At 29.3% G+C, this 20357-nt stretch carries 19 protein-coding genes; 16 read left to right on the forward strand and 3 right to left on the reverse strand.

From position 1 onward, the window contains the following. Window positions 1–35: 35 nt before the first annotated feature. On the reverse strand, window positions 36–425 hold the full coding sequence (locus DAD81_RS07255; RefSeq protein ID WP_245949190.1) for a winged helix-turn-helix transcriptional regulator: 390 nt from the start codon (window positions 423–425) through the stop codon (window positions 36–38). A 212-nt stretch (window positions 426–637) separates the two neighbouring features. On the opposite strand from DAD81_RS07255, the gene DAD81_RS07260 reads away from it, so the two are divergent. The 6 genes from DAD81_RS07260 (at window position 638) to DAD81_RS07285 (ending at window position 7530) form a co-directional block, all read left to right on the forward strand. After that, window positions 638–1582, forward strand: coding sequence for an NADP-dependent oxidoreductase (locus tag DAD81_RS07260; protein WP_111707590.1), 945 nt, complete (start codon window positions 638–640; stop codon window positions 1580–1582). Window positions 1583–1602: 20 nt separating this feature from the next. Continuing rightward, window positions 1603–1980: a putative quinol monooxygenase gene (locus DAD81_RS07265; protein ID WP_111707591.1), complete on the forward strand. Its 378-nt coding sequence runs from the start codon at window positions 1603–1605 to the stop codon at window positions 1978–1980. A 45-nt stretch (window positions 1981–2025) separates the two neighbouring features. Continuing rightward, complete coding sequence (locus DAD81_RS07270) at window positions 2026–2649, forward strand: putative quinol monooxygenase (protein WP_111707592.1); 624 nt, start codon at window positions 2026–2028, stop codon at window positions 2647–2649. 148 nt (window positions 2650–2797) lie between these two features. Beyond that, window positions 2798–4348 (forward strand): SDR family NAD(P)-dependent oxidoreductase, encoded by a 1551-nt coding sequence (locus DAD81_RS07275; RefSeq protein WP_111707593.1) that lies wholly within the window; start codon window positions 2798–2800, stop codon window positions 4346–4348. 112 nt (window positions 4349–4460) lie between these two features. Next, window positions 4461–5792: a DEAD/DEAH box helicase gene (locus DAD81_RS07280; RefSeq protein ID WP_111707594.1), complete on the forward strand. Its 1332-nt coding sequence runs from the start codon at window positions 4461–4463 to the stop codon at window positions 5790–5792. Between the two features lie 271 nt (window positions 5793–6063). After that, entirely contained in the window at window positions 6064–7530 is a 1467-nt protein-coding gene (locus DAD81_RS07285; protein WP_111707595.1) for a tail fiber domain-containing protein, read from the forward strand. Window positions 7531–7645: 115 nt separating this feature from the next. Here the strand turns inward: DAD81_RS07285 and DAD81_RS07290 are convergent, their stop codons facing one another. After that, on the reverse strand, window positions 7646–8545 hold the full coding sequence (locus tag DAD81_RS07290; protein ID WP_111707596.1) for an AraC family transcriptional regulator: 900 nt from the start codon (window positions 8543–8545) through the stop codon (window positions 7646–7648). A 222-nt stretch (window positions 8546–8767) separates the two neighbouring features. On the opposite strand from DAD81_RS07290, the gene DAD81_RS07295 reads away from it, so the two are divergent. The 9 genes from DAD81_RS07295 to DAD81_RS07335 all read left to right on the forward strand — a co-directional run bounded on the left by DAD81_RS07295 (window position 8768) and on the right by DAD81_RS07335 (window position 16903). Then, window positions 8768–9067 carry a putative quinol monooxygenase gene (locus DAD81_RS07295; RefSeq protein ID WP_111707597.1) on the forward strand — a complete coding sequence of 100 codons (300 nt, stop codon included), beginning with the start codon at window positions 8768–8770 and terminating at the stop codon, window positions 9065–9067. Between the two features lie 88 nt (window positions 9068–9155). After that, window positions 9156–10100 (forward strand): aldo/keto reductase, encoded by a 945-nt coding sequence (locus tag DAD81_RS07300; protein ID WP_111707598.1) that lies wholly within the window; start codon window positions 9156–9158, stop codon window positions 10098–10100. A 10-nt stretch (window positions 10101–10110) separates the two neighbouring features. Then, window positions 10111–10662 carry a thioredoxin family protein gene (locus DAD81_RS07305; protein WP_111707599.1) on the forward strand — a complete coding sequence of 184 codons (552 nt, stop codon included), beginning with the start codon at window positions 10111–10113 and terminating at the stop codon, window positions 10660–10662. A 173-nt stretch (window positions 10663–10835) separates the two neighbouring features. Further along, entirely contained in the window at window positions 10836–12329 is a 1494-nt protein-coding gene (locus tag DAD81_RS07310) for a BCCT family transporter (RefSeq protein ID WP_245949191.1), read from the forward strand. Between the two features lie 690 nt (window positions 12330–13019). Next, entirely contained in the window at window positions 13020–13697 is a 678-nt protein-coding gene (locus DAD81_RS07315; RefSeq protein WP_111707600.1) for an NAD(P)H-dependent oxidoreductase, read from the forward strand. A 79-nt stretch (window positions 13698–13776) separates the two neighbouring features. Beyond that, complete coding sequence (locus DAD81_RS07320; protein WP_111707601.1) at window positions 13777–14784, forward strand: zinc-binding alcohol dehydrogenase family protein; 1008 nt, start codon at window positions 13777–13779, stop codon at window positions 14782–14784. Between the two features lie 245 nt (window positions 14785–15029). After that, window positions 15030–15503 (forward strand): cupin domain-containing protein, encoded by a 474-nt coding sequence (locus DAD81_RS07325; RefSeq protein ID WP_111707602.1) that lies wholly within the window; start codon window positions 15030–15032, stop codon window positions 15501–15503. A 194-nt stretch (window positions 15504–15697) separates the two neighbouring features. After that, window positions 15698–16267, forward strand: coding sequence for a hypothetical protein (locus DAD81_RS07330; RefSeq protein WP_111707603.1), 570 nt, complete (start codon window positions 15698–15700; stop codon window positions 16265–16267). 204 nt (window positions 16268–16471) lie between these two features. Beyond that, window positions 16472–16903 (forward strand): C-GCAxxG-C-C family protein, encoded by a 432-nt coding sequence (locus DAD81_RS07335; protein WP_111707604.1) that lies wholly within the window; start codon window positions 16472–16474, stop codon window positions 16901–16903. Window positions 16904–17056: 153 nt separating this feature from the next. On the opposite strand, the gene DAD81_RS07340 is transcribed toward DAD81_RS07335, so the two are convergent. Beyond that, on the reverse strand, window positions 17057–18670 hold the full coding sequence (locus DAD81_RS07340; RefSeq protein WP_111707605.1) for a helix-turn-helix transcriptional regulator: 1614 nt from the start codon (window positions 18668–18670) through the stop codon (window positions 17057–17059). A gap of 197 nt (window positions 18671–18867) precedes the next feature. Between DAD81_RS07340 and DAD81_RS07345 the strand changes: the two genes are divergently transcribed. Next, window positions 18868–20310 carry a sulfatase gene (locus DAD81_RS07345; protein WP_111707606.1) on the forward strand — a complete coding sequence of 481 codons (1443 nt, stop codon included), beginning with the start codon at window positions 18868–18870 and terminating at the stop codon, window positions 20308–20310. The last annotated feature ends 47 nt before the right edge of the window (window positions 20311–20357 follow it).

Here is a 20357-nt window from a genome sequence, read left to right on the forward strand (position 1 = left end):
CTATTATCCAAATAAAATTTAAAAAAGATGTGAATTTAACTAACTTTATTAATTATAAATTCACCTTTCTCATAGGCTGCTAAAATACCCCACTCGGTAATAGCTTGTAAAATAGGAATAACTGTTTTACCAAATTCAGTAAGAGAATATTCAACTTTAAGAGGTGGCTTTTTTGTGTAAACTTTTCTAGAAACCAAATCATCTTTTTCTAATTGTTTTAGTTGAAGACTTAATGTTCTTTCGGTAACAGAAGGTAATTCCTTTCTTAATTCGTTATATCTTTTTTTTCTATCAATTAAATGCATTAAGATTACGCTTTTCCACTTTCCACCAATTAATTCCATAGCAGCACTTGTAGGACAAGGAAATAACTTGTCATGTAATTTTATCATTGGTTTTTTTTCAAACAGCTCTTTTCTATCCATAATAATCATATTTAATATAATGCAAAGTTAAGGAACTATATTAAATTACACAACTATACTTTTTATAGGATATTTTCAATAAGTTAATACACAGTATATCAATGTTATATGTTTATTATTTTATACTATCCAATTAGACCGTTATTGCACAGTATGTAAACTATACATACTTTTGTCACTATAAAAATGATAGTATAATTAAAATCAAAAATATGAAAGCAATTGTTTTAAAAAAAGCAGGAAGTGTAGATAACTTAATATTAAAAGAAATTGATCAACCCACAATAAAAGAAAATGAAGTATTGGTTGCTGTAAAAGGTATAAGTGTTAATCCTGCCGATGCAAAAATAAGAAGTGCTGAAGAAGGAGTTAAAATGATGTATGCAGGACAAAGTACTGTAATATTAGGTTGGGATATTTCAGGGACTATTGTTTCTATTGGAAATAAGGTAACAAAGTTTAAAGTTGGAGATAATGTTTTTGGAATGATAAACTTTCCTGGTGCTGGAAATGCGTATGCAGAATTTGTTGCTTCACCTGAAGATCAATTAGCAAAAATGCCAGAGAGTACTTCATTTGAAGAAGCAGCTGCAACAACATTGGCTGCATTAACAGCTTTACAAGTTTTAGAAACAAGAATTAAAAAAGATGATAGAGTTTTAATTCACGCGGGTTCTGGTGGAGTTGGACATTTTGCAATTCAGATAGCAAAAAATATGGGAGCTTATGTTATTACAACTAGTTCAGCAAAAAATAAAGAGTTTGTTATGTCTTTAGGTGCTGATGAGCATATAGATTATAGAGCTCAAAAGTTTGAAGAAGTTTTATCGGATATCGATTTTGTGTTAGATGGAATGGGTGGAGAAGTATTATTTAATTCAGTAAAAGTTTTAAAAGAAGGCGGAGAAGTATTGTCATTACCAACACCTCCACCAGTTTTAGAAGAAGCTCAAAAATTAGCAACTATTAAAAATGCAAAAGTTTCAGCATTAATGGTTCATTCAAACGGAAACGATATGAATAAATTAAAAGTAATGCTAGAAAATAACACTTTAAAACCTCACGTTTCAGCAACTTTTCCTTTTGAAGATATGGCAGATGCACACTTACAATTAGAAAGTGGTAGAACTGTCGGTAAAGTAGTAGTAACGTTATAATAAATAAATAAATAATAATTATGTCAGAAAATACAAAACCAACTTTTGAAGAAACTTACGAATGGCTACAAACTACAGATTATAATAAAGGTATTGGAGTAACAGCGCTATTTAGAGTTAAAGAAGAGCATTTAGAAAATTTTATTGCTTTACTAGAAGATTACATTCCTTATGTTTTAAAAGAGGAAGGCTGTATAGATTATGGTTTTCATAGAGATTGGAGAAACTCAAATGATATTTGGTTAACTGAGAAATGGGTTTCACCAAAAATTCTTGTTGAACATTTAGGTCCAAACGCACGTAAGGGAACAAAGTATGAAGGAAGTGCACCATTAGATAAATTTGCAAAAATGGAAGTATTCCCAGATCCTGCAGCGATTTATAAAATTGGACTTTAATAAAATAGTTTAGAAATAAGATTACCAAATTTTGAAAGGAAGAAAATGATCAATTTAATAATAAAATTTACTGTAAAACCAAAACATACCGAAGAATTCAAAAATGTGTTGTTGGAAAATAAAAAAGGTGCTGAACAAGAAGAAGGATTTAGAGGAATGAATTTGTTTGTAGATAACAAAAATCCTAATGTGTTTTTCGCATATGATAGTTGGAAAGATGAAGCAGCTTTAGAAAGTCATAAAAATACGATTCACGTACAAAATATGATGAAACTTGCTGAAACAGCTTTAGAAAGTGCGCCAGAAATTTTGTCACTAGGAGCAACAAATCCTTCACCTGTAGCTGTTAAACCATTAAATGCTGAAGATAAGCCATTTGTTATTTTCTTCATATTTAAAATTAAAGAAGAATACAGAGAACGATTATTAAATCGTTTTGAAATTCATATTAAAAACACGCGAAAAGAACCAGGTAATTTATTGTTTGATTTATATACTGTAAATGGAGTAAATGATACGTTGGTGGTTTATGAACATTGGAGAACAGCATCTGATGTTTGGGAAATACATATGAAACAACCTTACGCTAAAATAACAGGAGCTTTAATGAATGAGGCAGTTATTGGAGATTTAGAACCGTATATGAGTTTTGTAACAGAAATTAAATAAAAATGTAAAATTATTATAGACTTAAAAGATTCTAAATTGTTTATCATTAAGAACATTATTGTACCTAAAAAAAGAAACTCAATCCTAAAATTATAAAAACTATATTTGCAGGCTTAATAATTTTGAGATAATTGGTTAAATTTTTAGTATGGAGAAAAAGGAAATAAGTGAAAAACAACCAATTTCAGCTGTTGAAATTGAAAAATGTATTCATGTATTAGAACAATTAGTAACTAATACAGATCAAATTTTTGATATTCCTAAGGAACAAAGAACAGCCTTAATTAAAGCAGCTGGATTATTTTCTAGACCAAGTAGAGAAGAATTTTCAAGAAGAAAGAAGGATGGAAAAAAAGCTTTAAAAAGAAAAAAAGCAGCTAGAGATAGACATGCTCGTAAAGAAACAGGAATTAGAAGTGCTCGTGAATCTGCAGTGTTTGAAGCTCCTAAATTGTTAAATGTAGCAGATTTAACAGCTAAAAAAGAACTAGAATTAGAGTCTCCAAGAAATTGTTATGTTTGTAAAGCCTTGTTTACAAAACTTCATCACTTTTACGACACAATGTGTACCGAATGTGGTGATTTTAATTACGCAAAACGTTTTCAAACAGCAGATGTTAAAGGACAAGTTGCAGTTATTACTGGTTCACGTTTAAAAATAGGATATCATATTACTTTAATGCTTTTACGAGGTGGTGCTACTGTAGTTGCAACAACTCGTTTCCCTGTAGATTCTGCATTACGTTTTTCTAAGGAAGAAGATTTTATGGAATGGGGACATCGTTTAAAAATTCATGGGTTGGATTTACGTCATATTCCTAGTGTTGAGATTTTCTGTAATTTTATTGAGCAGAAATATGATAAATTAGATATTCTTATTAATAATGCAGCTCAAACTGTAAGGCGACCAGCAGGATTTTATCAACATTTAATGCTAAATGAAGATCGTCCAATAGAATCGTTACCTCAGTTTGCAAAAGAATTATTGTTTGACCACGCAAATTGTTTAGAGGAATTAAAGGTGTTAACTTCTGGAGCTTCTTCAAATAAAAATATGCCGGTTACTTGGCACGGTCCAGAACCAGGAATTGGATTAAGAGCATCAGCTAAGTTATCTCAAATTCCTTATAGTTTTGATAATACACTTGTTGCTAAGGAAGTGTTTCCTGATGGTGAATTAGATGCAGATTTACAACAAGTAGATTTAAGAAAAACAAATAGTTGGCGTTTAAAATTAGGTGAAATTGAAACTACAGAAATGATTGAAGTACAGTTAGTTAATTCTGTAGCTCCATTTGTTTTATGTAATCGTCTTTCTGAATTAATGAAAAAAGAAAACACCGGTCAAAAGCATATTATAAATGTATCTGCAATGGAAGGGAAGTTTCATACTTTTTTCAAAGAAGCAAGACATCCGCATACAAATATGGCAAAAGCAGCTTTAAATATGTTAACACATACTTCTTCAGGTGCTTTGGCTAAACACGGAATTTATATGAATGCAGTAGATACTGGTTGGGTTACAGATGAAGATCCTGCAGAATTATCTAAGAAAAAACAAGAATTGCATGATTTTCAGCCTCCGTTAGATATTGTTGATGGAGCAGCACGTGTTATGGATCCTTTATTTGATGGTATTAATACTGGTAAACATTGGTGTGGTAAATTTTTAAAAGATTACAAACCAATTAGTTGGTAATGTTGAATTGAACTTATTAACTCATTGTTTTTAAATTAATAAAAATTAAGAATAAAACGCATTGTAACAGTAACTTATAAAAGTGTGGTTATCTTTGCAAAAAATATATTTTATGTCAAAAAAGTTTTCTGATTTAGGTATTAACCAAGAATTACAACAAAGTTTAGTCGATTTAAAAATTTCTGTTCCAACAGATGTTCAAGAAAAGACGATACCACTTATTTTAAATGAAACAAAAGATATAGTAGCTTTAGCTAAAACAGGTACTGGTAAAACAGCCGCTTTTGGTTTGCCTTTATTACAGTTAATTGACATAGAAAATCCGGTTGTTCAGGCAATAATATTAGCGCCAACGCGTGAGTTAGGTCAGCAAATTCATTCAAATTTAGTTTCTTTTGCAACGCATAGTCCATCCATATCTATTGTGCCACTTTTTGGGGGAATTCCTATTAAACCTCAAATTGAAAGTTTAAAAAACACTGCGCACGTTTTAGTTGCAACACCAGGACGTTTAGTAGATTTAATTAAACGAAATGAAATTAATGTTAAAAGCTTACAATATTTAGTTTTAGATGAAGCTGATGAAATGGTAAGCGCTTTAAAAGAAGATTTAGATACTATAATTGCTGAAATTCCAAAAAAACGAAGAACATTATTGTTTACGGCAACAATGCCTGGAACGATAAAACAATTGGTTCAAAATTATATGTCTAAACATGTAATTCAAGTTGAGGCAGATATGGCAACCATGGGCCATCAAGGTATTGAACATGAGTATGTTGTTGTTAAACCTATTGAAAAACTTGAAGTGTTACTTCATTTTTTAAATTCAAAAGAAGGAGAAAGAGGAATTATTTTTTGTAAAACAAAAGCAGCTGTAAATAAATTAGCAAAAAACTTAGCCATTAATAAATTTTCATCAGGCGCCATTCATGGTAGTTTAACTCAAGGAATTCGTGATAGAATTATGGGGCAGTTTAGAGAAGGTTATATAGATATTTTAGTAGCTACAGATTTGGCCGCTAGAGGTATTGATGTAAAAGAAATTTCATATGTGGTAAACTATCATTTACCAGACGCTTATGATACGTATGTTCATAGAAGTGGCCGTACAGCTAGAGCAGGTGCTAAAGGATTTTCATTAACAATTTTACAAAAAGAAGAAGTTGAAGAGATTGCAAATTTTGAAAAAGAATTAGGAATTGTTTTTAAAGAGTTTAAAAAAGCTGATGCACAAAGTATAGAAGATAATAATACTTTACTGTGGGCTAAAAAAATATTTAAAACAAAACCTAATCGTGCTATTCCAGAGCAATTAAAACAAAAAGTAAGAACGATATTTCATCATTTAACCAAGGAAGAGTTAATAGAAAAAATTCTGGCTACTCATTTGGCTCAAACTAATATTGGAAATCCGAAAAAAGAAGATTCTAAAAAGAAATAATAGCTTTTTAAGCTTATTAGATATTAAAATCACATAATGACATACGTTAGTTTATTAAATATTAAGGCTAATTTTATTAGAGTGTTTAATATAGGTATATTATTAATAATTAGGAATTAAACAAATTGTTTAACTAAAAGAAGCTGTATACTAATATACTTGGGCTTTGCTAAGTAAACTGACTAAAAGTAATATTTAATATTTTTAGTTAATTCATTGTTTGTTTTGGTTTTATATTTTAAGTTTACAACCCCTTAAAATTTAACCCTAAATGAAAATTCTTCCTTTTTTAATAATATTTTGCGCTATAAATTCTTTTTCTCAAGTTGGTATAAATACAGATACACCAGATGCATCTTCTATATTAGATGTTACTAGCTCTGATAAAGGTATTTTAGTTCCACGAATTAGTTTATTATCAACAACAGATAAAACTACAATTACAGCACCTTTAACTAGTTTATTAATTTATAATACCGCTTCTGTTTCAGATGTAAAACCAGGATATTATTATTGGAATGGATTAGAGTGGTCTCAAATAGCAACTACTAAAACTGTTGATAATGCTTGGAGTACCTTAGGAACTTCAGGAACGGATGATACCGTAAATTTTATTGGTACTACAGATGATGAAGATTTAGTTTTTAAACGCAATAACATTCCTGCTGGTGTTTTAGGATCTAGCAATGCTGCTTTTGGTGTTTTATCTTTAGCTTCTAATACTTCAGGCTATGATAATGCAAGTATAGGACTTAATTCACTACGGTTTAATACAGAAGGACATAGCAATACTGCATTAGGAAAAGATGCACTTTTATCAAATGGAACAGGAAGCTCTAATACCGCAACTGGTGTTGGTTCGTTGTCGGGTAATACAACAGGAAGTAGTAATACTGCAAATGGTTCGTTTTCACTTGCAGCTAATAATACAGGAACTAATAATACTGCTGTTGGTTCATTTTCTCTTAATAAAAATAATTTAGGGAATGACAATACAGCAATAGGATATAATTCGCTTACGCAAAATACAGAAGGAATACAGAATACAGCAAGTGGTGCTTACTCTCTTTTTGATAACCTTAAAGGAAATAACAATACAGCAAGTGGTTATAATTCTCTTAGCTATAATAAAACAGGAGCTAATAATACAGCAATGGGGTCTGGTGCTCTTAATAATTTAGTTAACCTTTCCGGAAATAATAATACAGCATTGGGATACAATGCTTTAATTACTAATACAACAGGAAGTAATAATACAGCAATTGGATATAATGCTAATGTACCAGATGGAGCATTAGACAATCAAGTACGTATCGGTAATGCAGATGTTACCTATGCAGGTGTGCAAGTAGGGTGGACCGTTACTTCTGATAGAAGATTGAAAAATACCATTGAAGATTCTGATTTAGGCTTAGATTTTATAAACCAATTAAGACCAGTATCTTATTACCGAAATAACGATAAACATAATAAGCTAGAATATGGTTTTATAGCACAAGAATTAAAAGAAGCCTTAAAAAATAGCAGTTCAAAAACTAACGGAATTATAACCGAAGATACAGAAGGTATGTTAAGTGTTAGATATAATGATTTAATGTCTCCAATGGTTAAAGCTATTCAAGAACAAAATAAAGAGATTGAACTATTAAAGTCAGAAAATGAAACTTTAAAATTAAAGCAGCTTTCTATTGAAAACGAGTTAAAAGAGATTAAAAGCTTATTATTAAATAAGCAATAATTAAATCTTTATTTTTTCAATATTAAAGGTGAAAATAAGTAATCAGCTTTATCAATTAAGCTGTTAAATCCATTTTTATATTATCTAATAAATTGGAATTAATAACTTAAATTTACTAAGCAAAAATTGTTGAAGTACAAGATAAATCTCTTTTTAATAACATATACTCACCATTGTTTTTAAACTCACGTATAGATTTGCCGGCGTAGCGTTTAAAAGTTTTAGAAAGATGACTAACATCTGTAAAGCCTAATTCATCTGCAATCTGTGTAAGTGTAAAATCTGAATTTAATAACCGTATTTCAACCAATTTAAGTTTAGCTTTAATAATGTATTCTCGTAAAGACATATGAACTTGTTTCTTGAAATATTCACTAACATAGGTTGGTGACATCATAAAAACATCAGCTAAATTTTCAACTTTAAGTAACTCGGTTTTATCAATGTTTTCATTAATATAGGTTAGCATTTTTGTAATTCTATCATCAGCATTATTCTTAGATAATTCAAAATAACTACTTTTTTTAATATTTCGTATTAACACCTCTAAAATACTCGTCATTAAACTGGTTACCAGATTAATAGATTCTTCTCCATAATTTCTAGATTCTTGTAAAATCATACCAATTAAACTTTCTAAATGATTTCTATCTATATCATTTTTTATAATATCTCCAGGTAATTGGTTGTAGTTAGACAAAATATAAGAAGCTTCTTTAAACCATTCATTTCTATCAATAGTAATTCTGTTTATATTTTTAAAGAAAGAGTCTGTAAACTTTAAAAACACAAATTTTGTAGGTTTTTCTATAGTGAAAGAATGACATTTTAATGGTGGTAATAAAAAGATGCTATCTTTACTATATCTATAGTCGTTATAGTTTATGCATTGGGTACCAGCACCTTCTTTTATTAAAACCAATTCAAAAAAGTTATTTTTAACAGGCCGTTGTTTCCATTCTGTTAATTCAATTTCTTGTATTTCAAAAGGTTTATAAGCTTCAATTACTTGCATTTTACTAAGTTTTAATAAATATTTAAGGCTAAATTAAATAAAAAAGAATTATGAATCCATAATTTTGCGTGATAAACCTTTAAATGTACATGATTATCCATTTATTGTACCAAAAAAGTATAGAGTTGTGTGGGTAACTTTGCAATAAATTAAATAAACCTAAAAGAAGTAAAGATTAAAGTGTTAATAAACTTCTTAGATTAAGATAAAAACACAAGAAATATGAAAAAATCTTATTTAACAATAGTAGCAAGAATTTTAGTAAAGGAAGAATATAAAGAGTTTGTAAAAGCTGAATTACTAAAATTATTAGATGTAACCAGAGCAGAGGAAGGTAATATTAGTTATGATCTTAACCAAGATAATGAAAACCCTAACTCCTTTTTACTTTATGAAAGATGGGTTAATCGTGAACTTTGGCAAAAACATATGGGAAATAAATATTTAGCTCATTATTTAAAAGTTACAGATGGTAAAGTAGACGAGTTTGTTTTAAGTGAAATGACAGAAATTGTAAATTAAATGTCATTTTATTTCTGGATTATTGCAAGAACATGAAAAAATAGGTTGGTTTTTACGCAGCCATTTAAAATAGATTAAAAGAATAAAAATGAAAAAAGTAAAAATAGGAAATACAGATTTAGAAGTCTCTCGTATAAATTTTGGAGGAAATGTTTTTGGTTGGACATTAGATGAAAAAGAATCTTTTAAAATATTAGATGCTTTTGAGGCTGCTGGTTTTAATTTTATAGATACAGCAGATACCTACAGCTGGTGGGTAAATGGAGTTGGAGGGCAATCGGAAACTATTATAGGTAATTGGATGAAAGCTCGTGGTAACAGAGACAAAACGGTTATTGCTACCAAAGTTGGTTCAGAAACCAAAGAGCACCCTAATGATATTAGTAAAAAGCATATTTTAAAGTCGGTTGATGAGTCTTTAAAACGTCTTCAAACCGATTATATAGATTTATATTATACCCATTTTGATGATGAAGTAACTCCTGTAGAAGAGACTTTATCTGCTTATGACGAAGTTATAAAAGCAGGGAAAGTGCGTCATATTGCAGCTTCAAATTTATCACCAGCACGTTTATTGGAATCTTTTAAAGTTTCTGAAGAAAACAACCTACCTAAATATGTGGCTTTACAACCGCATTATAATCTGGTAGAACGTGAAAATTATGAAACTAAATATGCAGATATTGTAGCTAAATATGGATTAAGTGTTATGACTTATTACTCTTTAGCAAGTGGATTTTTAACTGGTAAATACCGATCTGAATCTGATTTAGGTAAAAGTGTACGTGGTGAAGGTGCTAAACAGTATTTAAATGCAAAAGGTTTAGTTGTTATTAATGCATTAGATACCGTATCGGCAAAACATAGTAGCAAACCAGCAACCGTAGCTTTGGCTTGGTTATTGGCTCAACCACACATTGCAGCACCAATTGTTAGCGCTACAAGTGAACACCAATTACAAACGTTATTTGATGCACCAAAATTGAATTTGGATACTGAAGATTTAGAGCTATTAGAAAAAGCTAGTAAATAAATACTGAAAAATGTCTTTAAAATTATCAAATATGATGGAATTGGGTACAAAAGCGCCTGATTTCAATTTATTAAATACTATTACAAATAAACCTGTTTCACTTTCTGAATTAAAATCTGAAATAGCTACAGTAATTATTTTTATTTGTAACCATTGTCCCTTTGTGCATCATATAAATTCAAAATTGGTGGAGGTAGCTAATACCTACCAAGCAAAAGGTATTCAGTTTGTTGCTATAAGTAGTAATGATGTTGTTAATTATCCGCAAGATGGACCAGAACATATGAGTCAGGTAGCGAAAAAAGAAGGGTATTCTTTTCCTTATTTGTATGATGTTACACAAGAAGTTGCAAAAGCATATATGGCAGAATGTACTCCAGATTTTTTTGTTTTTGATGAGAATTTAAAGTGTGTATATAGAGGCCGTTTTGATGAAACAAGACCAGGTATTGGGGAGCCAACGGGTAAAGATTTATCTACGGCTTTAGATGCTATCATTGTTGGAGGTAAAATTGATTCAGATCAAAAACCAAGTATGGGTTGTAGTATAAAATGGAAATAAAAATATTTTAAAGAAATTATAAGTGTTTACTTATCAATAAAAATAAGTAAATATCTCATAAGATTAGGAGGAGGTGAGTTTACTTTCTAAATTATGAAAAAAGTACATTCATAAAATAATAGGGGTTAGGATTTAAATTCTAATCCCTATTTTTGCTAAAAAAAAGAATAATTTTGATATTAAAATACATTAAGAAACATTCAATTTTATCTATTTCAGTAAGTATAATTTTTAGCTGCACATTATTTGTATTCTTTGCTACTGAAGTTAGTTATAATGTTATTGAACAAGCGTCTTTATGGGTGCGTAATTATTTTGGTTATTTTTATCTTTATTTGGGTTTAGGTTGTGTTTTGGCTTTATTGGCTATAGCATTTTCTAAGTATGGAAACATTAAACTAGGGAAACCTTCTTCTAAACCAGAACATTCACTTTGGGCTTGGACAGCTATGTTATATAGTGCAGGAATGGGATCGGGTATTTTGTTACGTGCAGTGCAAGAACCTGTTTATATGCAGCAAAACCCGCCTTATACATCTAATTTACCAGCCGAAACATTAGCTTTAGAGTTTACTTTTTATCAATGGGGATTAACGGCTTGGGCTTTTTATGGACTTTTTGCAATGATAATTGGTTATTCGCTTTATGTAAGGAAAAAGAAAGTAAGAGTTAGCGCAACTATAGAGGATCATATTAAAAACAAAACTGTAAAAAAAGGAGTAGATATTATAACAATTATAACTACTGTTTTTGGATTAATTGCAGCAATAGGTTTGGGAACTACTCAAATTAAAGGAGGTCTTAATCATATAACCGAATCAAACCTTGGATTAATTACAACTATTTTACTTTGTATATTTATTGGTTCTGTAGCTTGTTATTCTGCTTGGCAAGGTGTAAATAAAGGAATTAAAATATTTTCTAAATTAAATATTATAGTCACATTAGCCATTTTAATATTTGTTTTTGTAACCAGTGATATGAGTGCTATTCTTGTATCCTTTTCAAAAGCAATTTTTTATTATATAATAGATTTTATACCTATGAGTCTTGCCATAGGCTCTTATGATCCAGGAATAGAATTTTTAACTGGTTGGACATTTTATTATTGGGCTTTTTGGTTGTCTTGGGCTCCTTTTACCGGTATTTTTATTGCTCGTATTTCAAAAGGTAGAACTATAAGACAATTATTATTGGGTGTTTTAATAATTCCATCTATTGGTACTTTTTTTTGGTTTTCTGTTTTTGGTACATCGGCATTTAACTTAATTGAACAATGGGGTGTTTATAACAACCAATTTAATAATGTATTTTCTTCAATATTTGTTTTTTTTGAACACTATCCATACGCTACATTTTTAAACATAACATCTATTTTTTTATTAATTAGTTTTTTAATTACATCTGTAGATTCTGCGGTATTTGTATTAAGTATGTTTACAGATAATGGTTCTAAAGATCCAAATAAAACACATAGGGTAATTTGGTCTATTTTTATTTTATTGGCTACTATTGCTTTAGTGCTTTTAGGTAATATTAAAGCTAGCGTTAATGTTTTAGAGGCTGTACAACGTTTATTAATTATAACTTCACTACCATTTGCTTTTTTTATAATAATAATGTTTGGATATTTTATTAAGGATATTAAAAAAATAAAAACCAAATAGTTATTAATTAATTTGATTGCCCGCAATATTACATTATACGTTCGTCACCCTGAACTTGTTTCAGGGTCGCATGCAATAAATAGCTGTATGTTAAATAGGAATTAGATGCTGAAACAAGTTCAGCATGACGGATATTGAAAAAATAAAAACCAAATGGTCAGTAATTAAATTGTTAGCCCGCAATATTACATTATACGTTCGTCACCCTGAACTTGTTTCAGGGTCGAATTCAATAAGCAGCTGTATGTCAAGTAGTAATGAGATGCTGAAACAAGTTCAGCATGACGGATATTAAAAAAATAAAAACCAAATAGTCAGTAATTAAATTGATTTCCAGAAATATTACATAGTAGGTTCGTCACCCTGAACTTGTTTCAGGGTCGCATATAATAAATAGCTGTATGTTAAATAGTAATGAGATACTAAAACGAGTTCTGCATGACGTTATATTATATTATTATTAATTACGGATATATTATTAAATTGTATTATTAAAGGATTAATTATTCTATTATGGTATAAATAGAAGTTAATATGAGGTTATTTTGTAGGTTTTAACGAAATTTTAAGAATAAAAAGCACTTAAACCTTTATTTATACTATTATTACCTTTTTTAATACTCTAATTATATGTAAACTTCTTTTACATTTGCCTCATAAATAAAAACAAACAACTAAAAAAAATATAAAATGAGTACACCTAACATTTCAAAAGAAGATATTTTAAATGCATTTAATTTCAGACATGCTACTAAAGAATTTGATGCAACTAAAACAGTTTCAGATGAGAATATTAATTTCATCTTAAAAACAGCAAATTTATCACCAAGTTCATTTGGGTTTGAACCTTGGCATTTTATTGTTGTTCAGAACAAAGAATTACGTGAGTTGTTAAAACCTGTAGCTTGGGGAGCACCATTAAAATTAGATACTGCAAGTCATTTTGTTTTAGGTTTAAGTATGAAAGCACCAATGGTAAAACATGATGCAGATTATATTATGCATATGATGAAAGATGTTAAACAATTACCAGAAGATGTAATTGAAATGTATTCTAAATTCTATAGAGAATTTCAAGAAAATGATTTTGATTTAGATACAGATAAAAAACTATTTGATTGGTCTTCTAAACAAACTTACATTGCATTAGGTAATATGATGACTGCTGCAGCATTAATAGGTATTGACTCTTGCCCAATTGAAGGTTTTCATCAAGAAAAAACAGAGGCTTTATTAAAAGAAAAATTTGGTGTAGATACTGATAAATATGGTCTATCATTTATGACTGCTTTTGGTTATAGAAAATTAGATCCAGAATTTGGAAAATCTAGACGAAATTTAGAAGATATAGTTACTTGGAAAAAATAAAAATTAACACTTATTTAGTCTAATTTAAAAGTTCTAAAGTGTTAAAGTTTAGAACTTTTTTTATTAAAAACACAAAATTATGAAAGCAATAGGATATAAAGAGAATCTTCCAATAGAAGATGTAAAATCTCTACAAGACATAGATTTAAATACCCCAAAAGCAACAGGAAGAGATATTTTAGTTGAAATAAAAGCTATTTCTGTTAATCCAGCAGATTACAAAGTACGTGCAGGAATGCCTGTTGAAGGAAACGATTGGAAAGTAATTGGTTGGGATGCTACCGGTATTGTAAAAGAAGTAGGTGAGGATGTAACACTTTTTAAAGTAGGAGATGAAGTTTGGTATGCGGGAGATTTTACACGACAAGGTAGTTATGCTGAATATCAAGTTGTTGATGAGCGTATTGTTGGTAAAAAACCTTCAAGTTTATCATATGCAGAAGCTGCTGCTTTACCATTAACATCACTTACTGCTTACGAAATGTTGTTTGATAGATTACAAGTTTCAAAAGACGATGCTAACAAATCTATTTTAGTAATTGGTGCTGCAGGTGGAGTTGGTTCAATTTTGGTTCAATTGGCTAAAAAATTAACAAAATTAAATATTATTGGAACTGCTTCAAGAGCAGAAACTACAGAATGGTTAAAAGAATTGGGTGCAGATTCAGTAATTAACCACAGAAATAAATTAAGTGAGGAATTAGAGAAATATAATCTAACTGCGCCAGATTACGTAGTAAGTTTAAATGGAACAGAGCAACATGCAGATGAGATAGCTAAACTAATTAAACCACAAGGAAGATTTGGTTTTATTGATGATCCAAAATCTTTTAATGTGATGCCTTTTAAAGCTAAAGCGGTTTCTACGCATATTGAGTTTATGTTTACACGATCTATGTTTCAAACAGAAGATATGATTGAGCAACATAATATTTTAAATGAAGTAGCATCTTTAATTGATAACGGAACCATTAAAACTACATTAGGTGAAAATTTTGGAACTATAAATGCTGAAAATTTGCGTAAAGCACATGCTTTTTTAGAAACAGGAAAAGCAAAAGGTAAAATAGTTTTAGAAGGATTTTAAACCGAATATCACTTAAAGTAAATTTTTAGGTAAGAAACTAGTATAGAGTAGTTTAGATAAAATATAAGTTCTCGATACAAAATAATAGGTTCGTCACCCTGAACTTGTTTCAGATTCACATTCAATAAATAGCTGTATGCCAAATAGTAATGAGATGCTGAAACAAGTTCAGCATGACGTTATGCTATATTATTACTAATTTCAGATATACAATTTATACATAATTATAATATTATAACAACACAATGAATTTTAAAATAACATTAGCAGCATTGGCTGTAATAACAATATTTACAAGTAATTCGGTAAAAGCGCAAGTAACAACCATAGATTCTGTAGCAACTTCAAAAGTGCAACATTTCAATTTTGATGATATGGAATCTGAAACTATTGGTAAAGGCATAAAACGTAAATGGTTTCATGGTGAAAAAGGACAAATGACTATTTTCAATTTAGAAAAAGGAGCTCATATTCCTTGGCACCAGCATCCAAACGAGCAGATTACATATATTATGTCTGGTAGCGTGAAAATCAAAACTATTATTGATGGTAAAGAAACTTTTGTTGAAGTTAGAGCAGGAGAAGTGATTGTGTTTCCAGAAAATGTACCTCATGAGTTTTGGGCTTTAGAGAAAACAGTAGATTTAGATGTACACGTTCCAGTTCGTCAGGATTGGTTAAGTAAAGAATTACCAGATTATTTAAAAAAGAGTAAATAAGAATCATTAAAAGCAGTTCCTTTTCATATTTTTTTAAAAATAAAACAACTCTAAATTCTTATAATTTAACCTTTAAGATAGTTGTTTTCTAAGGGGTTTTTATCACATTCATAATTAAAAGCAAAATAAATGTGTGTTTTACATTTAATTTATTGAAATTTTATAAATTTGCAATCCTAAATTTATAAATAATTATGAATACAATTTCAAAAATCACATTACTTTTTACAATGTTAGTGGGTTTTGCAATTAATGCACAACATCATCAAGAAGAGTCTAAACATTCATTATCTGAAGAACATGGAAAACACAAATTAGCAGTTTTTACAGGTTTTACTCATGTATCCGCTGCATTTTATGAGCACGAAACACATGAAGAAAGTATTGGTAAATGGATACCTACAATTGGTGTAGACTATTTTTATACGCTAAATGAAAAGTGGAATTTAGGAACTATGATTGATATGGAGTTTGATAATTATTTAATTAAACTTGATAATGAAGAAGAGGAAGAAAGAGCAAATGTTTTAGTAACTTCATTTGTGGCAAAATACAATATTAATCATCATTTAGGTGTTATTTTAGGTCCTGGAGTTGAATTTGAATTTAGTGAAAGTACTAAAAACTTTTTTGTTCTAAAGGCAGGAGTAGAGTACGAAATTGAAATTTCAGACGGATGGGAAATTGCTCCATCATTAATGTATGATTGGAAAGAGGAATATAAAACATTCTCTTACGGATTTAGTATTGGTAAAAGGTTTTAATATAAAAAACTCCTAATTCTTTTATAAGTATTAGGAGTTTTTTTTTTGATTTATAATTTCTAAACTATACAGAAATAAGTTAAGGTCAGAAATATTTTATTGAAATTATATTTGATAAAATTTAGTAATTTAAATCATTTTTTTAATTTAACAGTATTAATTACAGATCTGAAATTTTAATTATTATAAGTAAAACAAAAAACTATGGGAAAAAATATAGAACGGATTTTAGAGAATTCAAACGGATTAAATTGTTGTCAGAAAACATTAAATGCCTTTTCTGAAGATTTAAATATAGATATGGAACCAGCCTTAAAAATGACAGCTGGTTTTGGTAGTGGATTTACTCAAGGTGAAGTTTGTGGTGCTGTATCTGGTGCTTGTATGGTAATTGGTTTAAAATATGCATCTTCTGACAAGGAAGATTTCGAATCTAAAAAAATCACTAAAGAAAAAGTGAGTCTTTTTATGGATGAATTTAAAAAAGAAAATGGAACAATTAAATGTAAAGAGTTGTTGGGTTATGATTGTTCAACAGAAGAAGGAGCAAAAATAATAGGAGAGAAGGGATTACATCAAAAATTATGTCCAAAATTTATTGGTGACGCAATAAAATTAACTGAAGAAATAATTTAGTATTATTCCTACATTTCTAAAACGAAACCTTAATTTAAACTAGAGCGTTTTTAAAATATTACCTAAGAAAACAAAAGCTTTTGAATATTTATTTTTAGAATAAAGATAGATTTTTTAATTAGTTGTAATAAAATAAAATTTCGAAATAAAGGTTTATTCGTAAAATTTTTGTAGAAACTCATTTAAATTTACTTCTCGTTCTAACCCTAATTTTTTTCGGAGGCGACTACGTGACACATTTACACTTTCTGCGCCTATTCCCATAATTTGCGCAATGTCTTTACTTGAGAAACCTAAATTGATAAAAGCACATATTTTTAAATCAGTTTTAGAGAGTTCTGAATATTTTTCTTTTAAAGATTTAAAAAAATTATGGTTTACCGCAGTAAAATGGGTTTCAAATTCTTCCCATTTGTGTGATCGGTTAATTTTTAAGGAATGAAGGATATTATGGATTATAGGCTTGTTTTCTTCATTAAATTTTAGTGAATTTAGTTGTTTTTTTATATCCTTTAACAAGCTGTCTCGTTCAATTAATTGCATTGCCGAAGAAAGCAACTTTTTATTTTTTGACTCAAGTGCCGTTTCTTTAATCTTTAATTCTTCTTCTTGCTTTTCTTTTAATTGTTGTTGTTCTAATTTGTTCTTTTTTGCCTTTTTTATAAAGTAGAAAAATATAATTATAATCATTAAAGATAAAATACCAATATAAATGGCCATTCTTAAACTCTGAATACTTTTTGATTTTTTTAGCAATAATAACTTTTGCTTTTGAATTTTTTTAGTGAATTCATCACTCAATTCAAATAAATCTCTGTTTTGATCGCTTTTACTTCCAAAAAGCTCTTCTCCTAGTTCTTTTGACAGTAATACATAACGATATGCCTTTAATAAATTTCCTTTTTTAAAATAAAGTTGTGATAGATTATTTAGAATTTCTAGTTTGTAATCGGCATGAAGCTCTTGTTTATTCATTAATTTCAAGCTTTTCGTATAGTTTAAAATTGCAGAATCTACCTCATTTCGCATTGAAAAATAATCCCCTATTTTGTAATAGATAAGTGTATTAATATGCTTGTTTGTTCCAGAAAATCGTTCTCTTAAATCAAATAATAATTTGCCAGCATCATTTATCCGAAACATTGTCAGATATAGTTCTGCTAATTGCCATTTGGCATAATATATAGTTGAGTTATTTTTATTATCTGCAATCCCTTTACTAATGCAATTGAGAAGAATAGACTCAGCTTTCAAATAGTTTTTATTCACATTTGATTCTAGATGCGCTTGCATAATATAAAGTCTTCCAAGTAAATAGATACTATCTTTACTTTTATTGCAAAGTAAACGTGTTTGATCAAAGTGAGTATAAAGTACATCGTTAGCCTTTTTGTGTTGTTCAAATAAAACATACAGTCGCACTAAACGAATAAGGATATCAAGTTTTAATTCAATTGGTTCTAGGCTATTTATTTTTGGGTAAATTTCCCAAGCCAGTTTATGTGCTTGTTGATACCTTCCTACATCTGATAGTTTTCCTATTAATTGGAGTTTTGTTTTTAAATATGCTATACTGTCTCCCTTATTTTTATTTAATAGCATTTCTTGTTCTAGCTTCTCTATGCGTAAGTAGGAATTTTTAAATACACTTCTTTCAGATTCATTATTTAGTGAGTTTAAAGTGTCATTCAAAACACTATTTACTGTTGCTGTTATTGAATTTGATATTGTAAAGACTAGAATAAAGCTAAATACATATTTAATCATTGTTAAGTTGTTTAAAATTTTTAACAGTTGATAATCAGTGTGTAAAATTAAGGTATATATATGAATGTTATTATTTATTTTTAAAATATTTTTAATTGTTAATATTATTCTAAAGATTTAAATTCTTTGGTTTAGCTAAAATTAATTCCTTTGTTAGGCTAAAGGTTAATGCATATAACATAAGATAATTAAGTGATATGAAACTAAAAATAAGATTAACAGGTTTACTACTAACTTTATTGCAAATTATAATTGCGCAAGACAAGCCAAATGTGGTATTTATTGCCATTGATGATTTAAATGATTATGCATCATGTATGAATGGTTCTATCAGTGTACCAACACCCAACATAGATAGATTAGCAAAACAAGGTACATTGTTTAATAATGCCCATTGTCAAGCTCCAATTTGTGGTCCTTCTCGAGCTAGTATTATGACAGGACTATACCCTTCAACCACTGGAAATTATTTACAGTTAGATGCAAGTAATATTAAAAAAGGTAGTGTAGCTGCAAGCAAAGCAATCTATATGCAAGATTATTTTGAGCAAAATGGCTACAAAACCATGAGTGTGGGTAAAATTTATAGTGGAGGTGACGAAACTGAATTCTTTCAGGAATTTGGTGGATGTTTTGATAGAGCTGGACCAAAGCCACCACAACGAATGAATTATGATCCTTCTGTAATGCCAAATAAAATTGGAAATACCATGACTGATTGGGGTGCTTTTCCAGATTATGATAACCTAATGCCAGATAATAAGTCTGCAATGTGGGGAGTAAATAAGTTGAACCAAAATCATGATAAACCTTTTTTTCTTGCTGTTGGCTTTAATCGCCCTCATGTTCCTTGGCATGTACCAAAAAAATGGTTTGATATGTTTCCTTTGGAAGATATAAAATTACCTCCTTATAAAAAGGATGATATGGATGATATTCCAGAAATGGGGAAACGTGTTGCAAATGTACCGCAGATGCCCTCAACAGAAGGTTTATTAGAAAGAGGAGAATGGAAAGAGGTAATTCAGGCTTATTCTGCTTGTGTAGCCTTTGTGGATGCACAAGTAGGTTTGGTGCTTGACGCTTTAGAAAACTCTGCTTACGCAAATAACACCGTTGTTGTCTTATGGTCTGATCACGGATATCATCTTGGAGAAAAGAATAGGGTTGCAAAACAAGCGTTATGGGAACGTGATACAAGGTCTATTTTGATATTTAAAGATGTATCTAATAATAGCGGTAAAACGTGTAATGCAACAGTTGAACTTGTTGATGTTTATCCTACGCTACTAGATTTGTGTAAAATACCTGTTTTAGAACAACTAGAAGGAAACTCATTGAAAAGCTTAATGAAAAACCCTAAAAAGAAATGGAAACATCCAGCATTATGTTTTTATGGAGAGAATAATATTGTTGTTAGAGGTGACCGTTATAGGTTGACCCAATACGAAGATAATTCACTTGAATTATATGATATGAAAAAAGACCCTAACGAATGGTATAATTTGGCAAAGTTGGAAGAGCATCAGCATATAATAAAAGAATTACAAAAGCATATCCCTAAAGAATGGACACCATTGTCAAAATATACAGGATATGGAATTAATGAATATTTTAAACAAAAATCAGGATGGAAATAGATATTAATGAATAACGAAACTTTAATATCTTATTTTAATTAGATATT

It is taken from the genome of Lutibacter citreus (genome assembly GCF_003260195.1).
Classification (GTDB): domain Bacteria; phylum Bacteroidota; class Bacteroidia; order Flavobacteriales; family Flavobacteriaceae; genus Lutibacter; species Lutibacter citreus.

What these genes read in the sequence shown, in the direction of transcription:
- DAD81_RS07280 (WP_111707594.1), top strand. Translation starts at nt 4,461, where the DNA reads ATGTCAAAAAAGTTTTCTGATTTAGGTATTAACCAAGAATTACAACAA.
- DAD81_RS07305 (WP_111707599.1), top strand. Translation starts at nt 10,111, where the DNA reads ATGTCTTTAAAATTATCAAATATGATGGAATTGGGTACAAAAGCGCCT.
- DAD81_RS07270 (WP_111707592.1), top strand. Translation starts at nt 2,026, where the DNA reads ATGATCAATTTAATAATAAAATTTACTGTAAAACCAAAACATACCGAA.
- DAD81_RS07330 (WP_111707603.1), top strand. Translation starts at nt 15,698, where the DNA reads ATGAATACAATTTCAAAAATCACATTACTTTTTACAATGTTAGTGGGT.
- DAD81_RS07255 (WP_245949190.1), bottom strand. Translation starts at nt 425, where the DNA reads ATGGATAGAAAAGAGCTGTTTGAAAAAAAACCAATGATAAAATTACAT.
- DAD81_RS07275 (WP_111707593.1), top strand. Translation starts at nt 2,798, where the DNA reads ATGGAGAAAAAGGAAATAAGTGAAAAACAACCAATTTCAGCTGTTGAA.
- DAD81_RS07325 (WP_111707602.1), top strand. Translation starts at nt 15,030, where the DNA reads ATGAATTTTAAAATAACATTAGCAGCATTGGCTGTAATAACAATATTT.
- DAD81_RS07285 (WP_111707595.1), top strand. Translation starts at nt 6,064, where the DNA reads ATGAAAATTCTTCCTTTTTTAATAATATTTTGCGCTATAAATTCTTTT.
- DAD81_RS07335 (WP_111707604.1), top strand. Translation starts at nt 16,472, where the DNA reads ATGGGAAAAAATATAGAACGGATTTTAGAGAATTCAAACGGATTAAAT.
- DAD81_RS07320 (WP_111707601.1), top strand. Translation starts at nt 13,777, where the DNA reads ATGAAAGCAATAGGATATAAAGAGAATCTTCCAATAGAAGATGTAAAA.
- DAD81_RS07315 (WP_111707600.1), top strand. Translation starts at nt 13,020, where the DNA reads ATGAGTACACCTAACATTTCAAAAGAAGATATTTTAAATGCATTTAAT.
- DAD81_RS07295 (WP_111707597.1), top strand. Translation starts at nt 8,768, where the DNA reads ATGAAAAAATCTTATTTAACAATAGTAGCAAGAATTTTAGTAAAGGAA.
- DAD81_RS07260 (WP_111707590.1), top strand. Translation starts at nt 638, where the DNA reads ATGAAAGCAATTGTTTTAAAAAAAGCAGGAAGTGTAGATAACTTAATA.
- DAD81_RS07340 (WP_111707605.1), bottom strand. Translation starts at nt 18,670, where the DNA reads ATGATTAAATATGTATTTAGCTTTATTCTAGTCTTTACAATATCAAAT.
- DAD81_RS07290 (WP_111707596.1), bottom strand. Translation starts at nt 8,545, where the DNA reads ATGCAAGTAATTGAAGCTTATAAACCTTTTGAAATACAAGAAATTGAA.
- DAD81_RS07265 (WP_111707591.1), top strand. Translation starts at nt 1,603, where the DNA reads ATGTCAGAAAATACAAAACCAACTTTTGAAGAAACTTACGAATGGCTA.
- DAD81_RS07345 (WP_111707606.1), top strand. Translation starts at nt 18,868, where the DNA reads ATGAAACTAAAAATAAGATTAACAGGTTTACTACTAACTTTATTGCAA.
- DAD81_RS07300 (WP_111707598.1), top strand. Translation starts at nt 9,156, where the DNA reads ATGAAAAAAGTAAAAATAGGAAATACAGATTTAGAAGTCTCTCGTATA.